Below are 22892 nucleotides of genomic sequence, written 5' to 3' on the forward strand. Positions count from 1 at the left end.
ACGCGCATCATGGCGTGCACGATGTCCCCCTGCTGGTAGCTGGTGTCGCTCGCGGGCAGGATGCCCTCCCCGAAGCGTGTGACGAAGGCGACCCGGACCCCGGCGGCTTCCTCGATGCGGTCCAGGTGCAGCCCGGACCAGGAGTCGTCCAGCGGCAGCTCGCCGAGCTGCAGCCGCCCGGAGGCCTCGCGGAAGTCCCCGGTGATGGCGTGCTCGGGCAGGATCCGGCGCAGCACCTGGTCCGCGCTCCACCGCACGGAGGCCACGGTGGGGATCCCCATGCGCTGGTAGAACTCGGCGCGCGTGGGGTCGTAGATCCGCGCCACCACGTGCTTGACCTTGAAGGTCTCCCGGGCCACGCGCGCGGCGATGATGTTGGAGTTGTCCCCGCTGGAGACCGCCGCGAACGCGTATGCGTCCGTGATCCCGGCGCGGCGCAGCACGTCCCGGTCGAAGCCGTGGCCCGTGATCTTCTTGCCACTGAACGAGGGGCGCAGCTTGCGGAACGCGCGGTCGTCCTGGTCGATCACCGCCACGGTGTGTCCTGAGTCCTCAAGGGCGTGCGCCAGGGTGATACCCACCCGGCCCACACCCATGATCACGAAATGCGCCATGGGGCACAGCATAGGACGCCGCGGCGCGGGACAAGGCCCGGCCGAGGGACTAGCGTGTTCCTTCGTGTATGTGTCCCAATTCGTCCGCCGCGCGCTGGTGGGCAAGCCGATCCACAACGAGCGCGCCGCGGGCACGGTGCTCTCCAAGGGCACGGCCCTGCCCGTGTTCGCCTCGGACGCGCTGTCCTCCGTGGCGTACGCACCGGACGAGATCGTCCTGACCCTCGCGCTCGCCGGCAGCGCCGCGATTGCGGTCTCGCCGTGGGTGGGGCTCGTGGTGCTGGTGGTGCTCGCAGTGGTCATCACCGCGTACCGCCAGAACGTGCAGGCCTACCCCTCGGGCGGTGCGGACTTCGAGATCGCGTCCAAGAACCTGGGGCGCCCGGCCGGGGCAGCCGTGGGTGCAGCGTTGATGGTGGACTACACGCTCGTGGTGGCCGTGTCCATGGCGGCCGCCGCACAGTACCTGGCCGCGGCAGTGCCGTGGCTCGTGGGCCACCAGACGGCCGTGGCCGTCGGCGGGATCGCGCTGGTGGGACTGCTGAACCTGCGCGGGCTCAAGTTCATGGGACGCGCCTCGTCCGTGCCCACGTATGCTTTCGTGGCCGTGGTGCTCGTGCTGGTCGTGGCCGGCGTGGTCCAGGACGTGGCCGGAACGCTGGACCCCGCGCCGTCGGCGGGCTACGACGTGCTGCCCGCCACCGGCGCGGACGCCGGGTTGACGGGCCTGGCCGGAGCCATGCTGGTGTTGCGCGCTTTCTCCTCCGGCGCGGTGGCCGTGACCGGTGTGGAGACGATCACCCACTCCGTGCCCTACTTCCGCAAGCCCAAGGCGCGCAACGCCGCCCGGACCCTTGCGGTGCTGGGGGCACTGTCCGCGGCCCTGCTGCTGGGCGTGATGTACCTGACGTGGCGCACCGGCGCGGTGGTCGTGATGGACCCCGCGCGGCAGCTGCTGATCCACGGCCACACGCCGAGCGGGGACTTCTACCAGGTGCCGATCCTCGGCCAGATCGCGCAGGCGGTTGCGGGCGTGGACTCGCTGTGGTTCGTGGTGCTCGTGCTCGTGACAGTGGGCGTGCTGTTCATGGCCGCGAACACCGCCTACTCGGGTTTCCCCGTGCTGGCCTCCCGGCTGGCCTCCGCCGCCCTGCTGCCCCGCCAGCTGCAGAGCCGCGGGGACCGGTTCGCATTCACCAACGGGATCATCCTGCTCTCCGTCGTGGCTGCCGCGTTCACCCTGGTCTTCGGGGCCAACGTCAACGCCCTGATCCAGCTCTACGTGGTGGGTGCGTTCTTCGCCTTCACCCTCACGCAGGCCGGCATGGTGCGGCACTGGCTGCGCGGGCGCCGGCTGCGCACGGTGGAGGTCATTCACCGCGAGTTCGCGCTGCGGCTGACCGTCGCGGTAGTCGCGCTCGTCGCTTGCGCCGCTGTCTTCGTGGTGGTGCTGGTGACCAAGCTCGCGCAGGGCGCGTGGCTGACGATCGGGGCGATCGCCCTGACCACGGTCTTCATGCGCGCCATCGCCCACCACTACCGCGCGGTGGACGCCGAGCTGGAGGTCGGCCCGGACACCCCCATCCGCGCCCTGCCCTCGCGCGTGCACTCGATCATTGTGGTCACCTCCGTGCGCAAGCCGGTAGTGCGCGCCCTGAGCTACGCGCGCGCGTCCCGGCCCTCGAGCCTCGAGGCCGTGGTGGTGGACACGGACCGCTCCCGCACCGCGCAGATCGTGGGCCAGTGGGAGTCCCTCGAGATCCCCGTGCCCATCACCGTGCTCGCCTCCCCGTACCGCGACACCGTGGGCCCGGTGATCGCCCACATCCGGGGCATCCGGCGCAAGTCCCCGCGTGACCTCGTGATCGTGTACCTGCCCGAGTACGTGGTGGGCCGCGGCTGGGAACGCTTCCTGCACAACCAGGCCATCCGTCCGCTGCGGACCCGGCTGCACTACGAACGCGGAGTCATGATCGCCTCCGTGCCCTGGCACCTCGAATCGGTGCGCGAACTTCAACTCACGGAGAACAGCAGATGACCGACGCTCCCGCCCCCCTCGTGCTGCGCCTCGGCGCCGTCGCCCACGGCGGGCACGTGGTGGCGCGCACGGACGAGGGCCGCGTGGTCTTCGTCCGCCACGGCCTGCCCGGTGAACTGGTCCGCGTGCGCCTCACGGACCACGAGCCCGCCGCCTCCTTCTGGCGCGGGGACGTCGTCGAGGTTCTGGAACCCGTCCCCGGGCGCCGCGACACCCACGTGTGGTCCCAGGCCGACGCCGTGCTGGCAGCCGCCGCGGGCACCAGCCCGTTGGGCGGGGCCGAGTTCGGCCACGCGGACCTGGCCACGCAGCGTGCGCTGAAGACGAGCGTGGTCGCCGAGCAGCTCTCGCACCTCGCCGGACTCGAGTGGGACGGGCACGTGCGGGCCGTGGCGGGGGAGACCCCCGACGGCACCGGCTGGCGCACCCGCCTGCACCTGGACGTGGCCCCGGACGGCTCGCCCGGCATGCACCCGCACCGCAGCGGCGAGCTCGTTCCCGTCACTGACATGCCCCTGGCCACGGACGCTCTGCGGGCGCTCGCACCGTGGGACCTGCGCTACGAGGGCGCCGAGCGCGTGGACGTGGCCGCACCATCCGGCAGCGGGCCGTTGCTGCACGTGAGCTTGCACGGGGACGCCGCCCAGGAGCAGATCGACGCGCTGCGGGCCCAGCTGGCTCCGTGGGGCGAGCAGCACGGGGTGGCCGTCACCGCGCGCACGGCCGACCACCGCGACGTAGGCGTGTGGACCGGTGCGGGTCACAGCGTGGAAACCCTCAGCGTGCCGGAGGCCGGCGGGGAGTTCTCGTGGCAGGTGAGCCCCACGGGCTTCTGGCAGATCCACCGGCAGGCCCCGACCACGCTCGTGCGCGCGGTCCTCGACGCCGCACAGCTCGCCCCGGGGGATGCGGTGTGGGACCTCTACAGCGGCGCGGGACTGTTCACAGCGGTGGCCGCGCGGGCCGTGGGGGAGACGGGCAGCGTGCTCGCCGTCGAGGGCTCCCCGGTAACCTCCGCCGACGCCGCCCGCAACCTTGCGGACGCGCCGCACGTGAACACGGTGCGAGGCGACGTCGCCCGGGTGCTCACCGGGCGTGGCTCCCAGGGCCGCGGCGGGCAGCGGCGCGGGCGCGGGCGTGCGATGTCGATGCGCCCCGGTGGGCCGGCACCCGCGCGGCCGGACGTGGTCATCATGGACCCGCCGCGGGCCGGTGCCGCCAAGGACGTGCTCGCCGCGGTGGACCACGCCGCCCCGCGGCGCATCGTCTACGTGGCGTGCGACCCTGCCGCGCTGGGTCGGGACCTCGGCAGGCTGCGCCGCCGGGGCTGGCGCGTGGACGGGGTGGAGGCCTTCGACCTCTATCCCAACACGCACCACGTGGAGGCCGTGGCGCTGCTGCGCCGCGACGGCTGAACTCCGCCCGCGGTGTGAACCCGCGTACATCCAGCATCCGCGGCACGCGCCGCGCTGGCGGTGTCAGCGGTGCCGCACGGGCTACACTGGCAGGGACCGTTCCTCGCGTGCGGTGCACCGTGGTGTGCCGTGGGCCTCGAACGAAACCAACGGTGGCGAGAGGAGTTCCACACCATGACTGTGGACAGCTTTGGAGCCAAGGGCGTACTGAACGTCAAGGGCACCGACTACGAAATTTTCCGACTGAACGCCGTGGAGGGAGCACAGAAGCTCCCCTACAGCCTGAAGGTCCTGCTCGAGAACCTGCTGCGCACCGAGGACGGTGCGAACGTCACGAGCAAGCACATCGAGGCGCTCGGCAACTGGGACCCCAACGCCCAGCCTGACACGGAGATCCAGTTCACCCCTGGTCGCGTGATCATGCAGGACTTCACCGGTGTGCCCTGCATCGTCGACCTCGCCACCATGCGCGAGGCCGTCGCGGACCTCGGCGGCGACGCCTCCCGCGTGAACCCGCTGGCACCTGCCGAGCTGGTCATCGACCACTCCGTGCAGATCGACGCGTTCGGCTCCGCAGATGCGATCGAGCGCAACATGGACATCGAGTACGAGCGCAACGGTGAGCGCTACCAGTTCCTTCGCTGGGGCCAGACCGCGTTCAACGACTTCAAGGTGGTGCCGCCCGGAATGGGCATCGTGCACCAGGTCAACATCGAGAACCTGGCGCGCGTGGTGATGACCCGTGAGGTGGACGGTACCGTGCGCGCGTACCCGGACACCTGCGTGGGCACCGACTCCCACACCACCATGGAGAACGGCATCGGTGTGCTCGGCTGGGGGGTGGGCGGCATCGAGGCCGAGGCGGCCATGCTGGGCCAGCCCATCTCCATGCTGATCCCGCGCGTGGTGGGCTTCAAGCTGACCGGCGAGATTCCCGCGGGGGCCACCGCCACAGACGTGGTGCTGACGATCACCGAGATGCTGCGCGAGCACGGTGTGGTGGGCAAGTTCGTGGAGTTCTACGGCGAGGGCGTCGCGGCCGTGCCGCTGGCCAACCGCGCCACGATCGGCAACATGTCCCCGGAGTTCGGCTCCACGGCCGCGATCTTCCCGATCGATCAGGTCACCCTTGACTACCTCGAGCTCACGGGCCGCTCCGAGGAGCAGATCGCCTTGATCGAGGCGTACACCAAGGAGCAGGGCATGTGGTACGACCCCGCCAAGGAGGTCAGCTACTCCGAGTACCTGGAGCTGGACCTCTCCACCGTGGTGCCCTCCATCTCCGGCCCGAAGCGCCCCCAGGACCGCATTGAGTTGACCCGCTCCAAGGAGCAGTTCCGCGAAGACCTCGTGAACTACGTGGTGCGGGACGAGAACGTGGAGGTGGACGCCAACGTGGTGGAGTCCTTCCCGGCCTCGGACGCCCCCTCGCACGACGCCTCGGAGGAGCAGGATCCGGAGCACGAGCCCCGTTCCACCACCGCCGAACAGCTGCGCGAGCGCGTGGAGAACCCGGTGCCCGTGTCCATGCCGGACGGCCGCGAGTTCGAGCTGGACCACGGTGCCGTGTCGATCGCCTCGATCACCTCGTGCACCAACACCTCCAACCCCTCCGTGATGATGGCGGCGGCCGTGCTGGCGCGCAACGCCACGGAGAAGGGTCTGAAGGCCAAGCCGTGGGTCAAGACCTCGATCGCCCCCGGCTCCCGCGTGGTCACCGAGTACTACGAGAAGTCCGGTCTGGTTCCCGCTCTGGAGGAGCTGGGCTTCTACATCGTGGGCTACGGCTGCACCACGTGCATCGGCAACTCGGGTCCGCTCGAGTCCGAGATTTCCCAGGCCATCCAGGACAACGACCTCTCGGTCACGTCGGTGCTCTCCGGCAACCGCAACTTCGAGGGCCGCATCAACCCGGACGTGAAGATGAACTACCTGGCGTCCCCGCCGCTGGTCATCGCCTACGCCCTGGCCGGGACCATGGACTTCGACTTCGAGAAGGAGCCCCTGGGACAGGACGCGGATGGCAAGGACGTGTTCCTCAAGGACATCTGGCCGGACCCCACCGAGGTCCAGAAGATCATCGACGCCTCGATCGACACGGAGATGTTCGACCGCGAGTACAGCACGATCTTCGACGGCGACGAACGCTGGCGGAACCTCGACACCCCCACGGGTGACGTGTTCCAGTGGGATCCCGAGTCCACCTACGTGCGCAAGCCACCGTACTTCGAGGGCATGAGCATGGAGCCCACCCCGGTGAAGGACATCGAGGGTGCGCGCGTGCTGCTCAAGCTGGGCGACTCCGTGACCACGGACCACATCTCCCCGGCCGGTTCGTTCAAGAGCGACACCCCCGCGGGCCGCTACCTGATCGAGCACGGCGTGGCGCGCAAGGACTTCAACTCCTACGGCTCCCGCCGTGGCAACCACGAGGTCATGATCCGCGGCACGTTTGCGAACATCCGCATCAAGAACCAGCTCCTGGACGGCGTGGAGGGCGGCTTCACCCGCGACTTCACCCAGGACGGCGGCCCCCAGGCCGCAGTGTACGACGCCGCGATGAACTACCAGGAGGCCGGCGTGCCTCTGGTGGTGCTCGGCGGCAAGGAGTACGGTTCCGGCTCCTCGCGCGACTGGGCGGCAAAGGGCACCTCGCTGCTCGGCGTCCGCGCGGTGATCGCGCAGTCCTACGAGCGCATCCACCGCTCCAACCTGATCGGCATGGGCGTGCTGCCCCTGCAGTTCCCCGAGGGCGAGTCCGCCGACTCGCTGGGCCTGGACGGCACAGAAACCTTCTCGATCGAAGGGGTGACCGCCCTCAACGACGGCACCACCCCCAAGACCCTGAAGGTCACCGCCGCGAAGGAGGACGGCTCCACCGTGGAGTTCGACGCCGTGCTGCGCATCGACACCCCGGGTGAGGCCGACTACTACCGCAACGGCGGCATCCTGCAGTACGTGCTGCGTCAGATCGCCAAGTAGGCGCTGCCAGCACGAGAACGCCGCCGGCCGGTGACCTTCAGGTCACCGGCCGGCGGCGTCTGCCCGTTCACGCACCCGCGGGGCGGGCGAGTAGGATCGGACGGAGCATTTCGGGCCCATGGGTGAGCCCCGGCGGGCCGCTCGCCCGTTCCCCGGGCCCGAGCACCACGAGACACCCACGGAGAGCAGGCCATGACGCTTCTGGAGAGCATCGAGGGACCCGAGGACCTGAAGGGCCTGGACGCCGCGGCCATGGCGCAGCTGGCCGAGGAAATCCGGGCGTTCCTGATCACCCACGTCTCCGCGACGGGCGGGCACCTGGGACCCAACCTGGGCGTTGTCGAGCTCACCCTGGCCGTGCACCGGGTGTTCTCCTCCCCGAAGGACTCGATCGTCTTCGACACCGGGCACCAGTCCTACGTGCACAAGCTGCTCACGGGCCGCCAGGACTTTTCCACGCTGCGCCAGCAGGGCGGGCTGGCGGGCTATCCATCCCGGGTCGAGTCGCAGCACGACATCGTGGAGTCCTCCCACGCGTCGTCGTCCCTGTCCTGGGCGGACGGAATCTCCCGCGGGTACGCGCTCACGGGACAGCAGGACAGACACGCCGTGGCGGTAATCGGCGACGGTGCCCTGACCGGTGGCATGGCGTGGGAGGCGGTCAACAACATCGCCTCCGACCGCCACCGCAAGGTGGTGATCGTAGTCAACGACAACGGCCGCTCCTACGCCCCGACCGTGGGCGGTTTTGCGAACCACCTCAAGGAGCTGCAGGCCAGCGTGCAGCAGGGCGTGGACGCGATGCGAACGGACCGCCGCTACGAGCAGACCCTCGAGAAGGCCCGGCAGCTGCTCTCGGGGTCGGGGCACCTGGGCCAGGCCGTCTACCGCGGGCTGCACGGCATGAAGCAGGGCATCAAGGACGTAGTGGTCCAGCAGGGGATCTTCGAGGACCTCGGCATGAAGTACGTGGGTCCTGTGGACGGCCACGACCAGCAGGCCATGGAGCAGGCGTTGACCAACGCCCGCAACTACGGCGGCCCGGTGATCGTCCACGCCATCACGGAGAAGGGTCACGGCTACCTGCCCGCGCGCCTGGACGAGAACGACCAGTTCCACTCCGTGCCCATCATCGACCCCGCCACGGGCAAGCCCGAGGGCACGTCCACCGCCCGCACCTGGACACATGTCTTCCGGGACGAGATCGCGAGGATCGCGGACGAGCGCGAGGACGTCGTGGGCGTCACCGGTGCCATGCTCATTCCCATGGGCCTGCAGAAGATGCAGGCCGCGCACCCCGAGCGCGTGGTGGACGTGGGGATTGCTGAGCAGCACGCCCTGACGATGGCCGCGGGCATGGCCTTCAGCGGTCTGCACCCGGTGGTGGGCCTCTACGCCACGTTCCTCAACCGCGGCTTCGACCAGCTGCTCATGGACGTCGCGCTGCACCGCGCCGGCGTGACCGTGGTCCTGGACCGCGCGGGCGTCACGGGCCCGGACGGCCCCAGCCACCACGGCATGTGGGATCTCGCGCTGCTGCAGATCGTTCCCGGCCTGCACCTGGCCGCACCCCGGGACGAGGCCACGATGGTTGAGGAGCTGCGAGAGGCGGTGGCTGTCGACGATGCCCCCACTGTCGTGCGCTACCCGAAGGGCGCGGTGGGCCAGCCCCTGCCCGCCCTCGAACGCTTCGACGACGGCGTGGACGTCCTGGCGCGCAACGGGGAGGGCACCGGGGCGGACGGCCGCGACCGGGACGTGCTTCTGGTGGGTGTGGGCGCCATGTGCACCACGGCGCTGGAGGTCTCCGAGCGGCTCGCGGCGCACGGCGTGTCCTCCACGGTGCTCGATCCCCGCTGGGTGCTCCCCGTGGCCGAGTCCGTGGTGGACACCGCGGCGGCACACAGGATCGTGGTGGTCATCGAGGACGGTGTGCGCTCCGGGGGCATTGGTTCCCTGATCCGTCAGAAGATGCGCGCCCGCGGTGTCGACACGGCCCTGAACGAGGTGGGCCTGCCCACGGAGTTCCTCGATCACGCGAGCAGGGACCAGATCCTGCAGCGCACGGGCGTCACCGCCCAGCGGATTGCCCAGGACACTCTCGCGTCCGTGCTGGGCACCAAGGTGCCCTACGCCCGCCCCGTGGCCGACGACGCCGCTGCCGCGCCCCGCGGGACGGCCGCCGAGACGCGCCGCCAGGACTAGGGCGGGCCAGGACACGGCCCCGGGACCAGGGTGCATCGCCAGGACTGGGACATGCCGCCACGACTGGGGTGCGGCGCTCAGCCGATCACCACTCGACCGTTGCGGACCGAGACCGGGTAGGACGTCAGCCCGGTGGTGGCGGGTCCCGCGGTGACGTCACCGCTGCGCACGTCGAACACGGAACTGTGGCACGGGCACACGTAGGTGTCCCCGGACGGGTTGACCTGACAGCCCTGGTGCGGACACACGGGGGAGAACGCTGTGAAGGTTCCCTTGGTGGGCTGGGCGACCACGGCCTGGACACCGTCCTTGTCCACCTTCACACCCGTGCCGACCGGGATGTCCTCGGTCGCGGCCACGTCCGTGGGGGTGGCCGGAGCCGCGGGAGCTTCCGCGGCGTTCGAGCCGCCGCCGGATCCGGAACCACACGCACTCAGGGCCGCGGCGCCCACGGCGGCGAGCCCCGCCGCGCCGACCACGCGGCGTCGGGAGGCCACGGGAGGAGCCTCCTCGCCGAACTCCTGCTGGTCGCTGCCGTCGTGGTGGCGGTGGGCTGCGGTCATGGTGGTGCTCCTCCTCGTGCGCGGACGCGTCCATCCTAGATCTGCACAGTCCGGTGGATTTGCAGCGGCGCGGGGGCCCTTGCGGGGGGGAACTGTCAGTACCATGGTGATCAGGATCGGGCCGAGTCCCCTCGACCCGCGTGAACGGAAGGAACGCCCCATGATCAAGCGTCTTGCATTTGTGGCCGGTTTCGGGATCGGCTTCGTGGTCGGCTCCGCGTCCGGGCGGAAGAGCTACGAGTCCCTGCGCGAGAGCGCCCTGAACACCTGGAACGATCCGAAGGTCCAGTCCAAGGTCTCCGAGGGCACGGACTGGGTCAAGTCCGAGGTGCCCGTAGTGGGCGAGAAGCTCGCGGAGAGCGCCCAGAAGGCCGCCGAGACCGTGGGCGCGAAGGCCTCGGACGGTGCCGCCGCGGTCAAGGACAAGGCCCAGGAGGGTGCGGCCACCGTCAAGGACAAGGCCGCCCAGGGTTCCCAGACCGCGCAGCAGAAGGCTCAGGAGGTCAAGGACAAGGCTCAGGAGAAGTCCTCGAAGGACTCCGAGACCGAGCTGCCCAAGCCCGCGACCACCGAGGACGAGGTGGACATGAAGCCGGCCCACCCGGCGCCGGATGCCAAGGACATGAAGAACTGACCCGCCCACGGGGCCGTCCGCGGACAGTGACGTGAAGGCTCCCGCGGGGCCTCGGTGAGACCGCGTGGCAACACGTGAAAATGCAGTGGCCGCACACCCACAGGGGAGTGCGGCCACTGCCGTGCCGGGAGCCGAACGGCGAGGCCATGGCGCCGGAACACCGCGGAGCAGGCTCAGTCCTGCGCTTCCGCCGACTTCTCAGAGCGCCGTTGGGAGCGCAGGGTTCGCCACTCGGCACCGATCACGGGGGCAACGTGCCGGATCTGCCACTCACGGGCACCGAGCTCGCGCAACCGCTCCGCCACGGCGTCGTCGGACGTGGAGCGCGGGGGCTGCCAGCAGAAGCGGCGCAGGTGCTCCGGCGTCAGCAGGTTCTCCGTGGGGAGGCCCAGCTCCTCCGCGAGGTGCGCGACGGCCGGCTTGACCACCGCGAGCCGCGCGGCGGCCTCCGGGCGTTTGGTCTCCCAGGCCTTGACCGGTGGCAGGGTGTTCGAGGGGACGGTGGCGGGCACGGGTTCCTCCGCGAGCCTCGCCTCCTGAACGGCGGTGAGCCACCGGGTGGCCTCCCGCTCCGCCTGGCGCCCGTGGAAGCCGGGTGTCCCCAGCAGCTGGGGCACCGTGCGGGGCATCGCGTTGGCGGCGGCCACGAGTGCGGAGTCGGGCAGCAGCCGTGTGGGCGCAAGGTCCTTGTGGCGGGCCAGGGTCTCCCGAGCCTGCCACAGGTTGCGCAGCGCCGTGAGCTTGCGCCGTCCGCGCACGTTGCCCATGCCGTGCGTGCGGCGCCACGGGTCCTGGCGCGGGGGCGGCGGGGGAGCGGTGCGGACGTGCTCGAACTCCTCGAGCGCCCAGTCCAGCTTCCCGGCCTGGGACAGCCGCTCCTCGGTGGCCCAGCGCAGCTGCACCAGGACCTCGACGTCCAGCGCGGCGTAGTTCAGCCAGTCCACGGGCAGCGGGCGGCGCGACCAGTCCACCGCGGAGTGCTCCTTGGACAGCGTGAACCCGAGCAGCTCCTCGGTCATCGAGGCCAGGCCCACTTTCCGCAGCCCGAGCAGACGCCCGCCGAGCTCGGTGTCGAAGAGCCGGTCGGGTCGCATGTCCAGCTCGGCCAGGCACGGCATGTCCTGGGTGGCCGCGTGCAGAACCCACTCGACGCCGCGCAGGGCCTCGTCCACGCTGGCGAGGGACCCCACGGCTTCGGGGTCGATGAGGATGGTGCCCGCGCCTTCCCTGCGCAGCTGCACGAGGAACGCGCGCTGACCGTAGCGGAAGCCGGAGGCGCGCTCGGTGTCCACGGCCACCGGCCCGGTGGCGACCGCGAGCTGCTCGGCGGCCCGGGCGAGGCCACGGGCGGTGTCGACAACGCGCGGCAGACCGTCCGCGGGTCCGTTGAGATGCACGGTCGCTGGAATGTCGAAGTGCTCGAAGCCGGGCACCACGATCTCGGGCGGTCCCGGTTCGCGGGCGGGTGAGGGATCGTTGGCGTTGCTGCTGATGGGTGGTCCTCGAACGGCGGATCGGGGGTCGCGGGGTTCTCCGCGGCCGGGTCGGATGGGTGCGGGGCGGACCTACAGGTAGGTGACGCCCTCGTGGTGCGGCGGGAGCCCCGCGGCGGTGCACAGCACCTGGGCCCACGCGTTGAGGTGCGTGTGTGCCCAGTGCTGGGGGCCTCCGTGCTGGACGGGCGTCCAGGAGGCTCTGACCTCCACCTGGGCCACGTCCGCCTGCTCGGTCAGGCTGCCGTAGTGGCGTTCGACGGTGCGTGCGGCGGTGCCGCCCTCGGCGGTGAACCGCGCACCGTGCTCTCCCAGGGTGTCCGTGAGCCAGGACCAGCTCACGTCCGGGAGGAGCTCGTCGCGGCCCATCTCTGCGTCCAGGCGGGAGCGGAACCAGCTCACGATCCGGAACGGTCCCTGCCACGGCTGGGGACAGGACTCGTCGTAGAGCACGACGAACCGTCCGGAGGCCGGTGCCTCGCGGGCGGTGCGGGGTTCCTCCGGGTTGGTGAGGCGGCGGTGCAGGCCGTGTCCCACCTCGGCGGCGAAGGAGATGGCGTGGGGGGCGAGACCGCGCGGCGGGGCGATCCGGCTGAGCGCGACCTCCGGGCGGAAGCGGGCGCTCTCGAGAGCCTGCACGACCGCGCGGAACACGTCCGGAGTGCTGTTCAACTCGGTTACCGCTCCCACAACGTCACAGTAACCACAGCGTTACGAAACGCAGCGTCTTTGGCGTCGTGTCGCGCCCGCATGTCGGCCCGAGACCGGGCAGTCCCGCTCACGACGGCGTGGTCTCACACCGTCGCGTCCGAACCCTCGGCTGCCTCAGCGGGAACCAGGCGCAGCGACACGGAGTTCATGCAGTACCGCAGGTCCGTGGGCGTGCCGTAGCCCTCGCCCTCGAAGACGTGGCCCAGGTGGGAGTCGCAGGTGGCGCAACGGACCTCCACGCGCTTCATGCCCATGGTGGTGTCCTCGATGTAGCGCACCCGGTCCTCGGCCAGCGGCGCGAAGAACGAGGGCCAGCCGCAGTGGGAGGCGAACTTGGTCTCGGAGCGGAACAGCTCCGCGCCGCACGCGCGGCACTCATACACCCCCTCGGTGGTGGTGTCCACGTACTCGCCGGTGTGGGGACGTTCGGTGCCCGCCTGGCGCAGCACCTGGTACTCCACGGGGTTGAGTACCTGGCGCCACTGCGCGTCGGTGCGGGCGGCGGCGGCCTCGGGGCTCAGGGCCCGGTCCTCGCCTCGGCCGTCGGTGTCGTGCTGCTGGGTCCGGGGATCCACGGTGGTGCCTCCTGCTACTCGGTGTCATTTCTTCCCGTGGTGTCCAACGACGGAGCCGTCGCCGTTATGCCCGCGTGCCACAATGACGCCATGGCTTCCGAGACCTCTCCCCGCCCCGGCACGGACGCGCGCGCGTGGCGCCACGGCGCACTCGTGGGCGCCGCGGCCAGTGTGGGCGCGGCGTCGGCCACCTTCGCGCTGTCCGGCGGCGTGGCCGCACTCGTCGCCCGCCACGTGGTGACCCCCTCCACCCGTCCCGGCAACGTCACGGTGCTCAAGATCGAGAAGGACGCTAACTCGGGCCGGGACCTCGTGACCCTGCCGGCCACGCCGGACACCCGCGTCGCAGGGACCTACGCGCTGCGCTTCGACGAGGGCCGGGGCCTCGCCCGGATCGGCTTCGTGGTGCGACAGACCGGCGGCACCGTGACCCGCCTGGTGGAGCGCGTGTACAGCGGCGAGCTCACGGTGGGCGCTCGGGGCTGGTGGACCGGCACGGTCTATGCCCGGCCGTCGGACGCGGGCCTGCCGTACGAGGAGGTGCAGATTCCCACCCCACTGGGGGACGCGCCGGCGTGGTTCGTGCCCGCGAAGGGGGGCGACGCCGCCCGCACCGGCACGTGGGCCGTGATGGTCCACGGCCGGGGGGCCCAGCGCGCTGAGTGCATCCGTGGCGCCCGGGTGGCCCGCAGGCTCGGGCTGCACAGTCTGCTGCTGTCCTACCGCAACGACGGTGACGCGCCCGCCACTCCGGACCACCGCTACGGGCTGGGCTTCACCGAGTGGGAGGACGTCCAGGCCGGGATCCGCTACGCGCTGGAGCACGGGGCCACGGAGATCGTGCTCTTCGGCTGGTCCATGGGCGGGGCCATTGTGCTGCGCACCGCTGAGCTCACCGAGTACCGTGACCGGCTGCGCGCCCTCGTGCTCACCGGACCCGTGGTGGACTGGTACGAGCTGCTGGCCCACCAGACAAAGGTGCACCGGGTGCCCCGGCGCGTGGGGCGGATGGCCGCGGACATGATCTCCCACCGGCTGGGCCCGCGCATCACCGGGCTCGCGGCACCCCTGGACCTGCACGCCCTCGACTGGCTCTCCCGCTGGGAGGACATCGACACGCCCACCCTCATCCTGCACTCCACGGACGACGAGGTGGTGCCCGTGGCGGGGTCCGTGAAGCTTGCGGACCTGAGCCCGCTCGTGGACTTCGTGGGCTTCACCGGCGCGCGGCACACCAAGGAGTGGAACATCGAGCGCAAGCGCTATGAGCGGGCGATCCAGGACTGGCTCCCGTCACGGCTCGCCCCGCGGCGCTGATCCCGTCGCGAGCGCACGGTCCTCCGGGCGGCAGAGCGCTCGGCACTCGGGTCGGTCGCGCCACGGACCGGGGTGCGGCGTCGTCGGACCAGACGGTCGAGAGACCGGGTCGGACGAGGCACGGGGGGCGACGGCGGGCGGTGGAGAACCCTGGGACGACACGAGCGCGGTGCCCGGCACCGACGTCCCGGGCACCGCGCGTTTCGTGAGGCTGGCTCAGACCGCCTGGCGTGCCTGGATCTGGCGCTTGATGCGCCCAAGCATTGCGGACATCCCCCGCATGCGCAGGGGGGACACGAGCCGGGTCAGCCCGAAGCGCTCCGGGAGGTCGTCCGGGACCTCGAGCACCTGGGCCGCAGGCAGGCCGTTGAGGCCCGCGTGCAGGATCGAGGCAAAGCCCCGGGTGGTGGGTGCCTCGGCCGGGGCCGAGAAGAAGAGGCTGACCGGGGCGTCGTCGCCGTCGCCCACCTCGACCGCGAGGAACAGGGGCGACTGGCACTCGGTGACCTGCTCCAGCTCCTCGGGGTGCTCACCCAGACGGTCGGGCAGCTCGGGCAGGGAGCGTGAGAACTCGAGCAGCAGCTGCAGCTTGTCCGGATCCGGGACCTCGTTGAACTCTCTCACGAGCTCTGCCAGCTGCTCCGGAAGGTCCTGCGCGCTCACAGGGAAGACCCCGGGGCCTCGCCGCGCTCCTCGCCCTGGGCCACGGGAACGCGCACGGCGTTGCCCCACTCGGTCCAGGAGCCGTCGTAGTTGCGCACGTTCTCGTAACCCAGCAGGTGGGTGAGCACAAACCAGGTGTGGGAGGATCGCTCGCCGATGCGGCAGTACGCGATCACGTCGTCGCCCGGCTGCAGGCCCACCTCGTCCCGGTAGATGGCCTCGAGCTCCGCACGGGACTTGAACGTGCCGTCCTCGGCGGCGGCACGGGCCCAGGGGACGGAGGCCGCAGTGGGGATGTGCCCGCCGCGCAGCGTGCCCTCCTGGGGGTAGTCCGGCATGTGGGTGCGCTCGCCCGTGTACTCCTGGGGGGAGCGGACGTCGATCAGTGGAGTGGTGCCGAGCGCGGCCAGAACGTCCTCGCGGTACGCGCGGACGGGGGCGTCGTTCCGCTCGACCACGGGGTACTCGGCCTGGGTGACCTCGGTGGCGTCCGTGGTCAGCTCACGGCCCTCGGCGATCCACTTGTCGCGGCCACCGTCCATGAGACGGACGTCCGGGTGGCCGAAGAGGGTGAAGACCCACAGGGCGTAGGCGGCCCACCAGTTGGACTTGTCCCCGTAGATCACCACGGTGTCGTCGCGGCTGATGCCCTTGCGGGACATCAGCTCGGCGAACTGCTCTCCGTCCACGTAGTCGCGCGTGTCCGGCTCGTTGAGGTCTGTGTGCCAGTCGATCTTCACGGCACCGGGGACGTGCCCGGTCTCGTACAGCAGGACGTCCTCGTCCGACTCGACGACGACGACGCCCGGGGCCCCGACGTTCTCGGCCACCCACTCGGTGGACACCAGCCGCTGCGGGTGCGCGTACTGTGCGAACGCCTTGTTCTGCTCTGCTCCTACAGCCATTGAAACCTCTCCTTGTCCTGGCGCTGTCACGGTTGCGGCCCACGGCGGACCACCCGTCTTCCTGCCTCCAGCGTAGTGGGGAGCCCGCGGCACGTGCATACCGGGCAGTGACTGCCCCGTCACAGCCCGGGCCGTGTTCACCACGGGCTGACCGGTAGCATCGGGGGCAGAAGGGGGTGCGTGCCAGCGCTCCCGCCAACCGTCTATGCACAGGACCAGCTGCCTGCAGGACCCCGAGCCCGGGGTGCGCGGGGGAGCAGGTCGGGAGGTCCCGGAACGTGAGCACTCAGATCGAACACCTGGTCGACCGCAACCCGCGGGTCTCGGCCGAAGAACTGCTCGACGGCTTCCGGCCCTCTGAGCGCTTCGGTGAAGTCTCCTTCGACACCTACCGCCCGGACCCCTCCCAGCCCACCCAGGCGGAGGCGGTGCAGAAGCTAAAGGCCTTCGCCGCGGGCGTCTCGGGGCGCGGCAGCCAGGGTGGCGGCGGGTTCTTCTCGAAGCTCTTCGGCGGCTCCAAGGCATCGACCGCGGCACAGGGCATCTACCTGGACGGCGGGTTCGGCGTGGGCAAGACCCACCTGCTCGCGTCCCTGTGGCACGCGGTGCCCGGGCCCAAGGCGTTCGGCACGTTCGTGGAGTACACCAACCTCGTGGGTGCGCTGACGTTCCGCCGTACGGTGGACGCCCTGAAGGAGTACTCGCTCGTGTGCATCGACGAGTTCGAGCTGGACGACCCCGGGGACACTGTGCTGATGTCCCGGCTGATGCGCGAGCTCGCGGATGCCGGTGTGAAGCTCGCCGCGACGTCAAACACGCTGCCGGGGTCGCTGGGGGAGGGGCGTTTCGCGGCGCAGGACTTCCAGCGCGAGATCCAGGTGCTCTCCTCGCAGTTCGAGGTGGTCCGGGTGGACGGCGAGGACTACCGCCACCGCGGTCTGCCCCAGGCACCGTCGCCCCTGGCCGACGACGCCGCGCTCGACACCGCGATCGAGCAGCACTTCCCGGGCAAGCGGGTGGCGCTGGACGACTTCGAGGCGCTCGTGGACCAGCTCTCCCGTGTGCACCCCTCCCGCTACCGGGCGCTGATCCAAGACCTGGACGCCATGGCGTGGCGCGGGGTGCGCACGATCGACCAGCAGGCCGTGGCGCTGCGCTTCGTGGTGCTCGCCGACCGCCTCTACGACCGGGACCTGCCCATCCTCTCCACGGGCGTCCCGTTCGACCAGGTCTTCACCGAGGAGATGATGGCCGGCGGGTACCAGAAGAAGTACTACCGCGCGGTCTCCCGTCTCACCGCCCTTGCCCGCGAGGCCGACGAGGCCTGAGGCCCCGCACGGCTGCGGGACGCCGAGTGACCGGCGCGAGAAGACTCTTGGGAGAGGCCCGCACGAAGAACAGCGCCCCCTCCACCGAAGTGGACGGGGCGCTGTCGTGGTCTGTAGGGGGAACGACTACTCGTTGCCCCCCAAGTGGTCGCGCACGGCGTCCTGGCCCTGGTCGACCTGGCCCTCCAACTTGCCGCCGGTCTTGTCGTCGACGGCGTCTCCGGCCTTGTCGATACCCTCGTTGACCTTGTCCTGGTGGCCTCCGGCCAGATCCTTGGCCTTGTCCGCGAGTCCTCCGAGATCAGGCATGATCTGATTCCTTTCGCTTGAGTCACCAGCCCGGTACCGGGTCGGCATGTCACTCATCCTGCACGGCAGTGGGCGCCACAGGGAAGACCCACGGGGGGGGGGGTCGTTCGCCCTCAGAAAACAGCCCCGGCACCGTCGACGGAAACGCGGCAGGGTCCGCGCGCGGGTGGAGTAACCTGGGAGATCCCCTGGCACGGCCCCCGCCAACCCCATGTGGTAACGACACCGCGGGGCAGTCTTCCCACGTGCGTACCGGGGCACAGTCAGCTACGAAGGAGTCTGCGCCGCCATGACCACCGAACAGGTCGAACTGCTCCGCCACCCGGCAGAGGCCATCAACTGGAATCGGGTTCAGGACGAGAAGGACACCGAGGTCTGGGACCGCCTGACCAGCAACTTCTGGCTCCCCGAGAAGGTGCCGCTGTCCAACGACGTCCAGTCCTGGAAGACCCTCACCGCCGAGGAGCAGGACCTGACCATGAAGGTGTTCACGGGCCTGACACTGCTGGACACCATCCAGGGCACCGTGGGCGCCGTCTCGCTCATCCCCGACGCCAAGACGCTGCACGAGGAGGCGGTGTACACCAACATCGCGTTCATGGAGTCGGTGCACGCAAAGTCCTACTCGTCCATCTTCTCCACGCTGTCCTCCATGAAGCAGATCGACGAGGCGTTCCGCTGGTCCCGTGAGAACGAGTACCTGCAGCGCAAGGCCGAGATCGTGCTGAGCTACTACAAGGGGGAGGACCCCCTGAAGAAGAAGGTTGCCTCCACGCTGCTGGAGTCCTTCCTCTTCTACTCGGGCTTCTACCTGCCCATGTACTTCTCCTCGCACGCCAAGCTGACGAACACCGCGGACCTGATCCGCCTGATCATCCGCGACGAGGCCGTGCACGGCTACTACATCGGCTACAAGTACCAGAAGGGTCTGCTGCAGGAGACCCCGGAGCGTCAGCAGGAGCTCAAGGACTACACCTACGATCTGCTGGACGAGCTCTACGAAAACGAAGTGGCCTACGCGGAGGCCCTCTACGACTCCGTGGGGTGGACCGAGGACGTCAAGAAGTTCCTGCACTACAACGCCAACAAGGCGCTGAACAACCTGGGCTACGAAGCGCTGTTCCCCCGCGAGATGACGGACGTCTCCCCGGCAATCCTCTCCTCGCTGTCCCCGAACGCGGACGAGAACCACGACTTCTTCTCCGGCTCCGGCTCCTCGTATGTGATCGGAAAGGCCGTGAACACGGAGGACGAGGACTGGGACTTCTGAGCCGCCCCTGAGACCCTGAGCTGACACGCGGGCGCCACCGGGCCCGGGATCCGCACGACGCGCGGGTCCCGGGCCTGGCGCGTTCCTGAAGTGGCGTGCGGTCCGGGGGGGCGTCGACGTCGCGTTGCCATTGCGCACCGCACCGCCGCTTCACACCCGGGGACAGGTGTATCCCACGTCCCCCAATGTGCGACTGTAACCGCCTCGCGCGCAGTCCTAGACTGGGAGCACAAGGGGAGGTTCCCCGTGAACTCGCAGCCGATCCGGGGGGATCGTGAGGTTCATGGGGGCACGATCGACAACCGGGGTGGCGGCGCGCGCCGCCACCGTGGAAGAGATCTTCACAGGGGGCTTGAAGGACATGACTCGTGCTGCAGCAACCGTGAAGGCGGCGGTGTCCGTCGCGGAACTCACGGCATTGAACAGGGTGATGGGTGGTACCGGATCCGTGGAGGCGTTCGAGCGCGAGCTCGTCACCCGCGTGTTCGTGGGCGCCCGCGCCTGGCTCGACGAGCTGGGGGGCCACGAGCTCACCCGGGACCAGCGCAGGCGCTGGAACGCGGCCGTGCGCCGCGTCAACCGTTTCGTCCCGCGCGGAGGCGTGACCATGACGTGTACGGTGCTCGCTTCGCTCAACCAGTCCCGTGACCTGCTCGACGACCCGCACCTGCTGAAGACCGCGCTCGTCGCCGCGGCGGCCCACGGTCCGGCGACCGCGGTTCCGCGCGTGGCGGCCCCGGCCCAGCAGCAGCCCGCCACCCAGGGAACCGGAGCACAGCGGTCCCGGGAGCAGTTGGCTCCGTCCGGCGTCTGAAGCGCTCGGCGTCGTCGCGCCCCGCCGCGTGTGGGAGCGTGTGCGGGATCTGAGTCGTGCGCGAGGTTCGGTGAGAACACCGGTGTGCCGTCCGCGGCGTTCAAGGTCGAGCCCGTGCTGGACCGCCGTCTGGGCGTTGCCTCCCTGGACTAGAGTTGGCGCCAGCATGAAACTCATACGTCAGCGCGAATCCCTGGGCGCGGAGCAGGACTACCGCCGTGCGCTCGCCATCCTCGACGCGGCCCGCGGGGGCGTCACCGAACCGGTGCTGCGCGTCTACCAGCCGCGCCCCACCGTGGCATTCGGGCGGCGGGACGAGCTCAACCCGGGGTTCGCGCACGCCCGCCAGGCCGCCGTCGACGCCGCGTTCACCCCGCTCGTGCGCCGCGTGGGCGGCCGCGCGGCCGCCTACCACGGGGGTTGCCTCGTGATCGACCACGTGGAACCGGACCCGGACCCGAAGACCGGCATCCAGGACCGCTACCGGCTGTTCGGGGACATGGTCGTGGCGGCGCTCGAGGAACTCGAGGTCCCTGCCCAGGTGGGAGAGATCCCGGGGGAGTACTGCGCGGGGGAGTACAGCGTGCACGCGCCGGGCACGGCCGAGGACCCCCGGCGCCCCGTCAAACTCGCTGGCACCGCCCAGCGCGTGGTGGCCGGGGCCTGGTACTTCTCCACGGTGCTCGTGGTCGAGGAGGCCGAACCGCTGCGCGCAGTGCTGGAGGACGTGTACGCCGCACTCGACGTGCCGTGGGAGCCGAGCACTGCCGGGTGCGTGGCAGACGTCCGGCCCGGGACCACCGTGGCCGAGGTCGAGGAGGCGCTGCTCGACGTCTACGGCCGCTACTCCGCCTACATGGGCTACGGGCGGGTCGTCGGAGGCGGCGAACGGTGAGCGCCCATCAGGAAAGGAGCACACCATGTGCGGCCGCTATGTGATCGCGAGGACCCCGGGCCAGCTGGCCCTGCCCTTCGACGCCCGGGTGGACGACTCGGTGGGCGACGCCGTGGGGCCCAGTTGGAACGTGGCCCCCACCCACACCGTGCCCGTCCTGCTGGAGCGCCTGTCCGAGGACGGGCAGCTGGTCGCGGAGCTGCACGCGGCGCGGTGGGGTCTGGTCCCCTCGTGGGCCAAGGAGATCTCAATCGGCTCCAAGATGTTCAACGCCCGCTCCGAGACGGTCACCGAGAAACCATCGTTCCGTTCCGCCGTGGCCGCCCGCCGGTGCGCGATTCCCGCGGACGGGTACTACGAGTGGAAGGCCCCGGAGACGGGGAAGGGGCGCAAGCAGCCGTACTTCGTCCATCCCGAGGACGGGTCCGAGATCTGGTTTGCCGGGATCTACGAGTGGTGGCGCATCCCGGAGCACGCGTCGGACGCGGTGCGCGAGGGACAGACACGGGCCGGGAGGAACGCCGGGGGCGACGGCGCCGCGGGGCACTGGCTGCTCTCGTGCTCGATTCTCACGCGCGAGGCACCATCCCCGGGGGACGAGAACCCCCACCTGGCGCAGCTCGGTGCGCTGCACAACCGGCTTCCGATGGGCATGACCCGGGACTTTGCGCGCGAGTGGATCGCGCCGGGGAAGGACAAGGCGCACGCCGCGGCGCTCGTGGAGCGGGCCGTCGCCGAGTCGCTGGGGGTCGCCGCAGAGTGGCAGATGCACCCCGTGACCACGGAGGTGGGATCGGTCTCCTCAACGGGCCCCCGGTTGGTGGAACCCCTCGACACCCTGCTGTGACGCTACAGCCCTGACCGCACGGCACGAGGCCGCATCGCCGACACCTCACCACTGGCACCACGCTTCTGACACCACCGCCCGGCGCGGCACCCCGTGACGGCTCCGACGCCCGCCCCTACAGTGGGACGTGGTGGGAGAACCACCGCACACTCACGAGCACCGGGGGACGACGATGGTGGAACTGGGCAACACCCTGACCGAGGACGCACGATGGCTGGTGGACTTCGTCCGTGGCACCGGTGGGGCAGTGGTCGCGAGCAACAGCGGCACGGGAGCCCCGGAGTCCGCCTACGTGCTCGTCGCGGCCACGGATGCCGGGAAGATCGTCTTCGGCACCAACGCGCAGTCCCGCAAGTTCACCAACATCACCTCGGACCCCCGCGTGTCCATGGTCCTGGTGCAGGACGGAGCCCACGAGGTCCAGCTCGAGGGCGAGGCGCGGGTCCTGGAGGGCTCCGACGCCGCCCCGGCCACGGAGGCGCTCGCCGCCCAGCACCCCGGCTCCACGGACACCCGGGACCCGGAGAACCTTCGGGTCGTGGAGGTCACCGTGCGCTGGGCGTCCCGCACGGACACCACGCACCAGCCGCCGCTGGCCGCGGACCTCGACCTGCGCTGACCAGGGTCTGCGCCGGACACGAGGACGCCCGGGCCACCGTTGTGGGCTACAACGTCGCGACCCGGGCGCGTGCCAGGCAGGGAGCGGACTAGAACTCGTCCTGCTCGGGGGTCCAGCGGTTGAAGTCCAGCGTGAGGTACAGGGCGAGCGCGGCGGCGTTGTCCTCCGGGATGCGCACGCAGACCTCCTCGTAACCGCTCTCGTGCAGCGAAGCCATGACCTGGCGCACGAGCTGCTCCGCGTAGCCGCGGCGGCGGTGGGAGGAGGCCGTGAAGAGCTCGAAGAGGTAGGGGACGTCCGGGAGAGTGCGGTCCTTGCGCCGCTCCAGCACCACGGCGGCGGCCACGGGGGTGCCGTTCTCGTCCTCGATCAGTTGCGACTCCCGGCTCAGGAACGGGCCGAAGTCTCCCTGGAATGCGCCGCGGATCATGCGCTCGGCATCCTCGGCGGTGCCGGAGATCTTGGAACCGTAGGCCTCCAGGAACAGGCGGGTGAGCTCCGCGGTGTCCGCCTCCGTCACGGCGCGGCTCGTGGCCGTGACCTCGCGGGAACCGGGCGCGGTGCGGGCGATCAGTGTGATGTTTCCAGTCATGACGGCCTTCCACGGGTCAGGAGTGAACACGGGTGCATCCGTCATTCAGAGTAGCGGAGAACCCCTGCAAGTCCACGCGGGGACTACCGTGGGGTGCAGACCC

21 protein-coding genes are annotated in these 22892 nt (G+C 70.4%); 12 read left to right on the top strand and 9 right to left on the bottom strand.

The genetic code is table 11. From position 1 onward, the window contains the following. Positions 1–614, bottom strand: a 614-nt coding sequence (locus B3G12_RS07150; protein ID WP_290499813.1) for a potassium channel family protein, incomplete at its 3' end; no start/stop codon positions are given. 64 nt (positions 615–678) lie between these two features. Between B3G12_RS07150 and B3G12_RS07155 the strand changes: the two genes are divergently transcribed. From B3G12_RS07155 to dxs, 4 genes are all read left to right on the top strand, one after another. Beyond that, on the top strand, positions 679–2652 hold the full coding sequence (locus B3G12_RS07155; protein ID WP_186366720.1) for an APC family permease: 1974 nt from the start codon (positions 679–681) through the stop codon (positions 2650–2652). Then, positions 2649–4067, top strand: coding sequence for a class I SAM-dependent RNA methyltransferase (locus B3G12_RS07160; RefSeq protein WP_145010821.1), 1419 nt, complete (start codon positions 2649–2651; stop codon positions 4065–4067). Before B3G12_RS07155 ends, B3G12_RS07160 begins: the two co-directional genes overlap by 4 nt. Before the next feature lie 174 nt (positions 4068–4241). Beyond that, positions 4242–7049: an aconitate hydratase AcnA gene (gene acnA / locus B3G12_RS07165; RefSeq protein WP_055084472.1), complete on the top strand. Its 2808-nt coding sequence runs from the start codon at positions 4242–4244 to the stop codon at positions 7047–7049. Between the two features lie 192 nt (positions 7050–7241). Next, positions 7242–9254: a 1-deoxy-D-xylulose-5-phosphate synthase gene (dxs, locus tag B3G12_RS07170; protein WP_145010818.1), complete on the top strand. Its 2013-nt coding sequence runs from the start codon at positions 7242–7244 to the stop codon at positions 9252–9254. Between the two features lie 77 nt (positions 9255–9331). Here dxs and B3G12_RS07175 read toward each other — a convergent pair whose 3' ends face one another. Next, positions 9332–9817, bottom strand: a complete 486-nt coding sequence (locus tag B3G12_RS07175; RefSeq protein WP_144942838.1) for a Rieske (2Fe-2S) protein — start codon at positions 9815–9817, stop codon at positions 9332–9334. Positions 9818–9977: 160 nt separating this feature from the next. Here B3G12_RS07175 and B3G12_RS07180 point away from each other — a divergent pair, with 160 nt between their 5' ends. Next, positions 9978–10451 carry a YtxH domain-containing protein gene (locus B3G12_RS07180; protein ID WP_290499814.1) on the top strand — a complete coding sequence of 158 codons (474 nt, stop codon included), beginning with the start codon at positions 9978–9980 and terminating at the stop codon, positions 10449–10451. Positions 10452–10624: 173 nt separating this feature from the next. On the opposite strand, the gene B3G12_RS07185 is transcribed toward B3G12_RS07180, so the two are convergent. The 3 genes from B3G12_RS07185 to msrB form a co-directional block, all read right to left on the bottom strand. After that, the gene (locus B3G12_RS07185) at positions 10625–11848 is read right to left on the bottom strand and encodes an HRDC domain-containing protein (protein WP_362860653.1); all 1224 of its coding nucleotides are present in this window, start codon (positions 11846–11848) and stop codon (positions 10625–10627) included. A 168-nt stretch (positions 11849–12016) separates the two neighbouring features. Further along, positions 12017–12634 carry a DUF3000 domain-containing protein gene (locus tag B3G12_RS07190; RefSeq protein WP_144942841.1) on the bottom strand — a complete coding sequence of 206 codons (618 nt, stop codon included), beginning with the start codon at positions 12632–12634 and terminating at the stop codon, positions 12017–12019. 104 nt (positions 12635–12738) lie between these two features. Further along, positions 12739–13230 (bottom strand): peptide-methionine (R)-S-oxide reductase MsrB, encoded by a 492-nt coding sequence (gene msrB / locus B3G12_RS07195; protein WP_414672735.1) that lies wholly within the window; start codon positions 13228–13230, stop codon positions 12739–12741. A gap of 90 nt (positions 13231–13320) precedes the next feature. On the opposite strand from msrB, the gene B3G12_RS07200 reads away from it, so the two are divergent. Next, entirely contained in the window at positions 13321–14547 is a 1227-nt protein-coding gene (locus tag B3G12_RS07200; protein ID WP_145010809.1) for an alpha/beta hydrolase family protein, read from the top strand. Positions 14548–14763: 216 nt separating this feature from the next. On the opposite strand, the gene B3G12_RS07205 is transcribed toward B3G12_RS07200, so the two are convergent. Beyond that, positions 14764–15210, bottom strand: coding sequence for a SufE family protein (locus B3G12_RS07205; RefSeq protein ID WP_290499815.1), 447 nt, complete (start codon positions 15208–15210; stop codon positions 14764–14766). Next, positions 15207–16115: a sulfurtransferase gene (locus B3G12_RS07210; RefSeq protein ID WP_144942844.1), complete on the bottom strand. Its 909-nt coding sequence runs from the start codon at positions 16113–16115 to the stop codon at positions 15207–15209. Before B3G12_RS07210 ends, B3G12_RS07205 begins: the two co-directional genes overlap by 4 nt. Before the next feature lie 278 nt (positions 16116–16393). Here B3G12_RS07210 and zapE point away from each other — a divergent pair, with 278 nt between their 5' ends. Continuing rightward, positions 16394–17443 (top strand): cell division protein ZapE, encoded by a 1050-nt coding sequence (gene zapE, locus B3G12_RS07215; RefSeq protein WP_290499816.1) that lies wholly within the window; start codon positions 16394–16396, stop codon positions 17441–17443. Between the two features lie 126 nt (positions 17444–17569). On the opposite strand, the gene B3G12_RS07220 is transcribed toward zapE, so the two are convergent. Then, positions 17570–17752, bottom strand: coding sequence for an antitoxin (locus B3G12_RS07220; RefSeq protein WP_290499817.1), 183 nt, complete (start codon positions 17750–17752; stop codon positions 17570–17572). Between the two features lie 289 nt (positions 17753–18041). Between B3G12_RS07220 and nrdF the strand changes: the two genes are divergently transcribed. From nrdF to B3G12_RS07245, 5 genes are all read left to right on the top strand, one after another. Further along, positions 18042–19022, top strand: a complete 981-nt coding sequence (gene nrdF / locus B3G12_RS07225) for a class 1b ribonucleoside-diphosphate reductase subunit beta (protein WP_144942847.1) — start codon at positions 18042–18044, stop codon at positions 19020–19022. 361 nt (positions 19023–19383) lie between these two features. Continuing rightward, on the top strand, positions 19384–19836 hold the full coding sequence (locus B3G12_RS07230; protein ID WP_244944803.1) for a hypothetical protein: 453 nt from the start codon (positions 19384–19386) through the stop codon (positions 19834–19836). A gap of 166 nt (positions 19837–20002) precedes the next feature. Then, positions 20003–20731 carry a lipoate--protein ligase family protein gene (locus B3G12_RS07235; protein WP_290499818.1) on the top strand — a complete coding sequence of 243 codons (729 nt, stop codon included), beginning with the start codon at positions 20003–20005 and terminating at the stop codon, positions 20729–20731. A 25-nt stretch (positions 20732–20756) separates the two neighbouring features. Further along, the gene (locus tag B3G12_RS07240) at positions 20757–21578 is read left to right on the top strand and encodes an SOS response-associated peptidase (RefSeq protein WP_145010801.1); all 822 of its coding nucleotides are present in this window, start codon (positions 20757–20759) and stop codon (positions 21576–21578) included. A 130-nt stretch (positions 21579–21708) separates the two neighbouring features. Continuing rightward, a complete protein-coding gene (locus B3G12_RS07245) occupies positions 21709–22197 on the top strand; it encodes a pyridoxamine 5'-phosphate oxidase family protein (RefSeq protein ID WP_290499819.1) in 489 nt (162 codons plus the stop codon). A gap of 88 nt (positions 22198–22285) precedes the next feature. On the opposite strand, the gene B3G12_RS07250 is transcribed toward B3G12_RS07245, so the two are convergent. Further along, positions 22286–22789, bottom strand: coding sequence for a GNAT family N-acetyltransferase (locus tag B3G12_RS07250; protein WP_144942850.1), 504 nt, complete (start codon positions 22787–22789; stop codon positions 22286–22288). Between the last annotated feature and the right edge of the window lie 103 nt (positions 22790–22892).

The organism is Kocuria sp. UBA5001 (genome assembly GCF_002398425.1).
In the GTDB taxonomy this organism is placed as follows: Bacteria; Actinomycetota; Actinomycetes; order Actinomycetales; family Micrococcaceae; genus Kocuria; species Kocuria salsicia.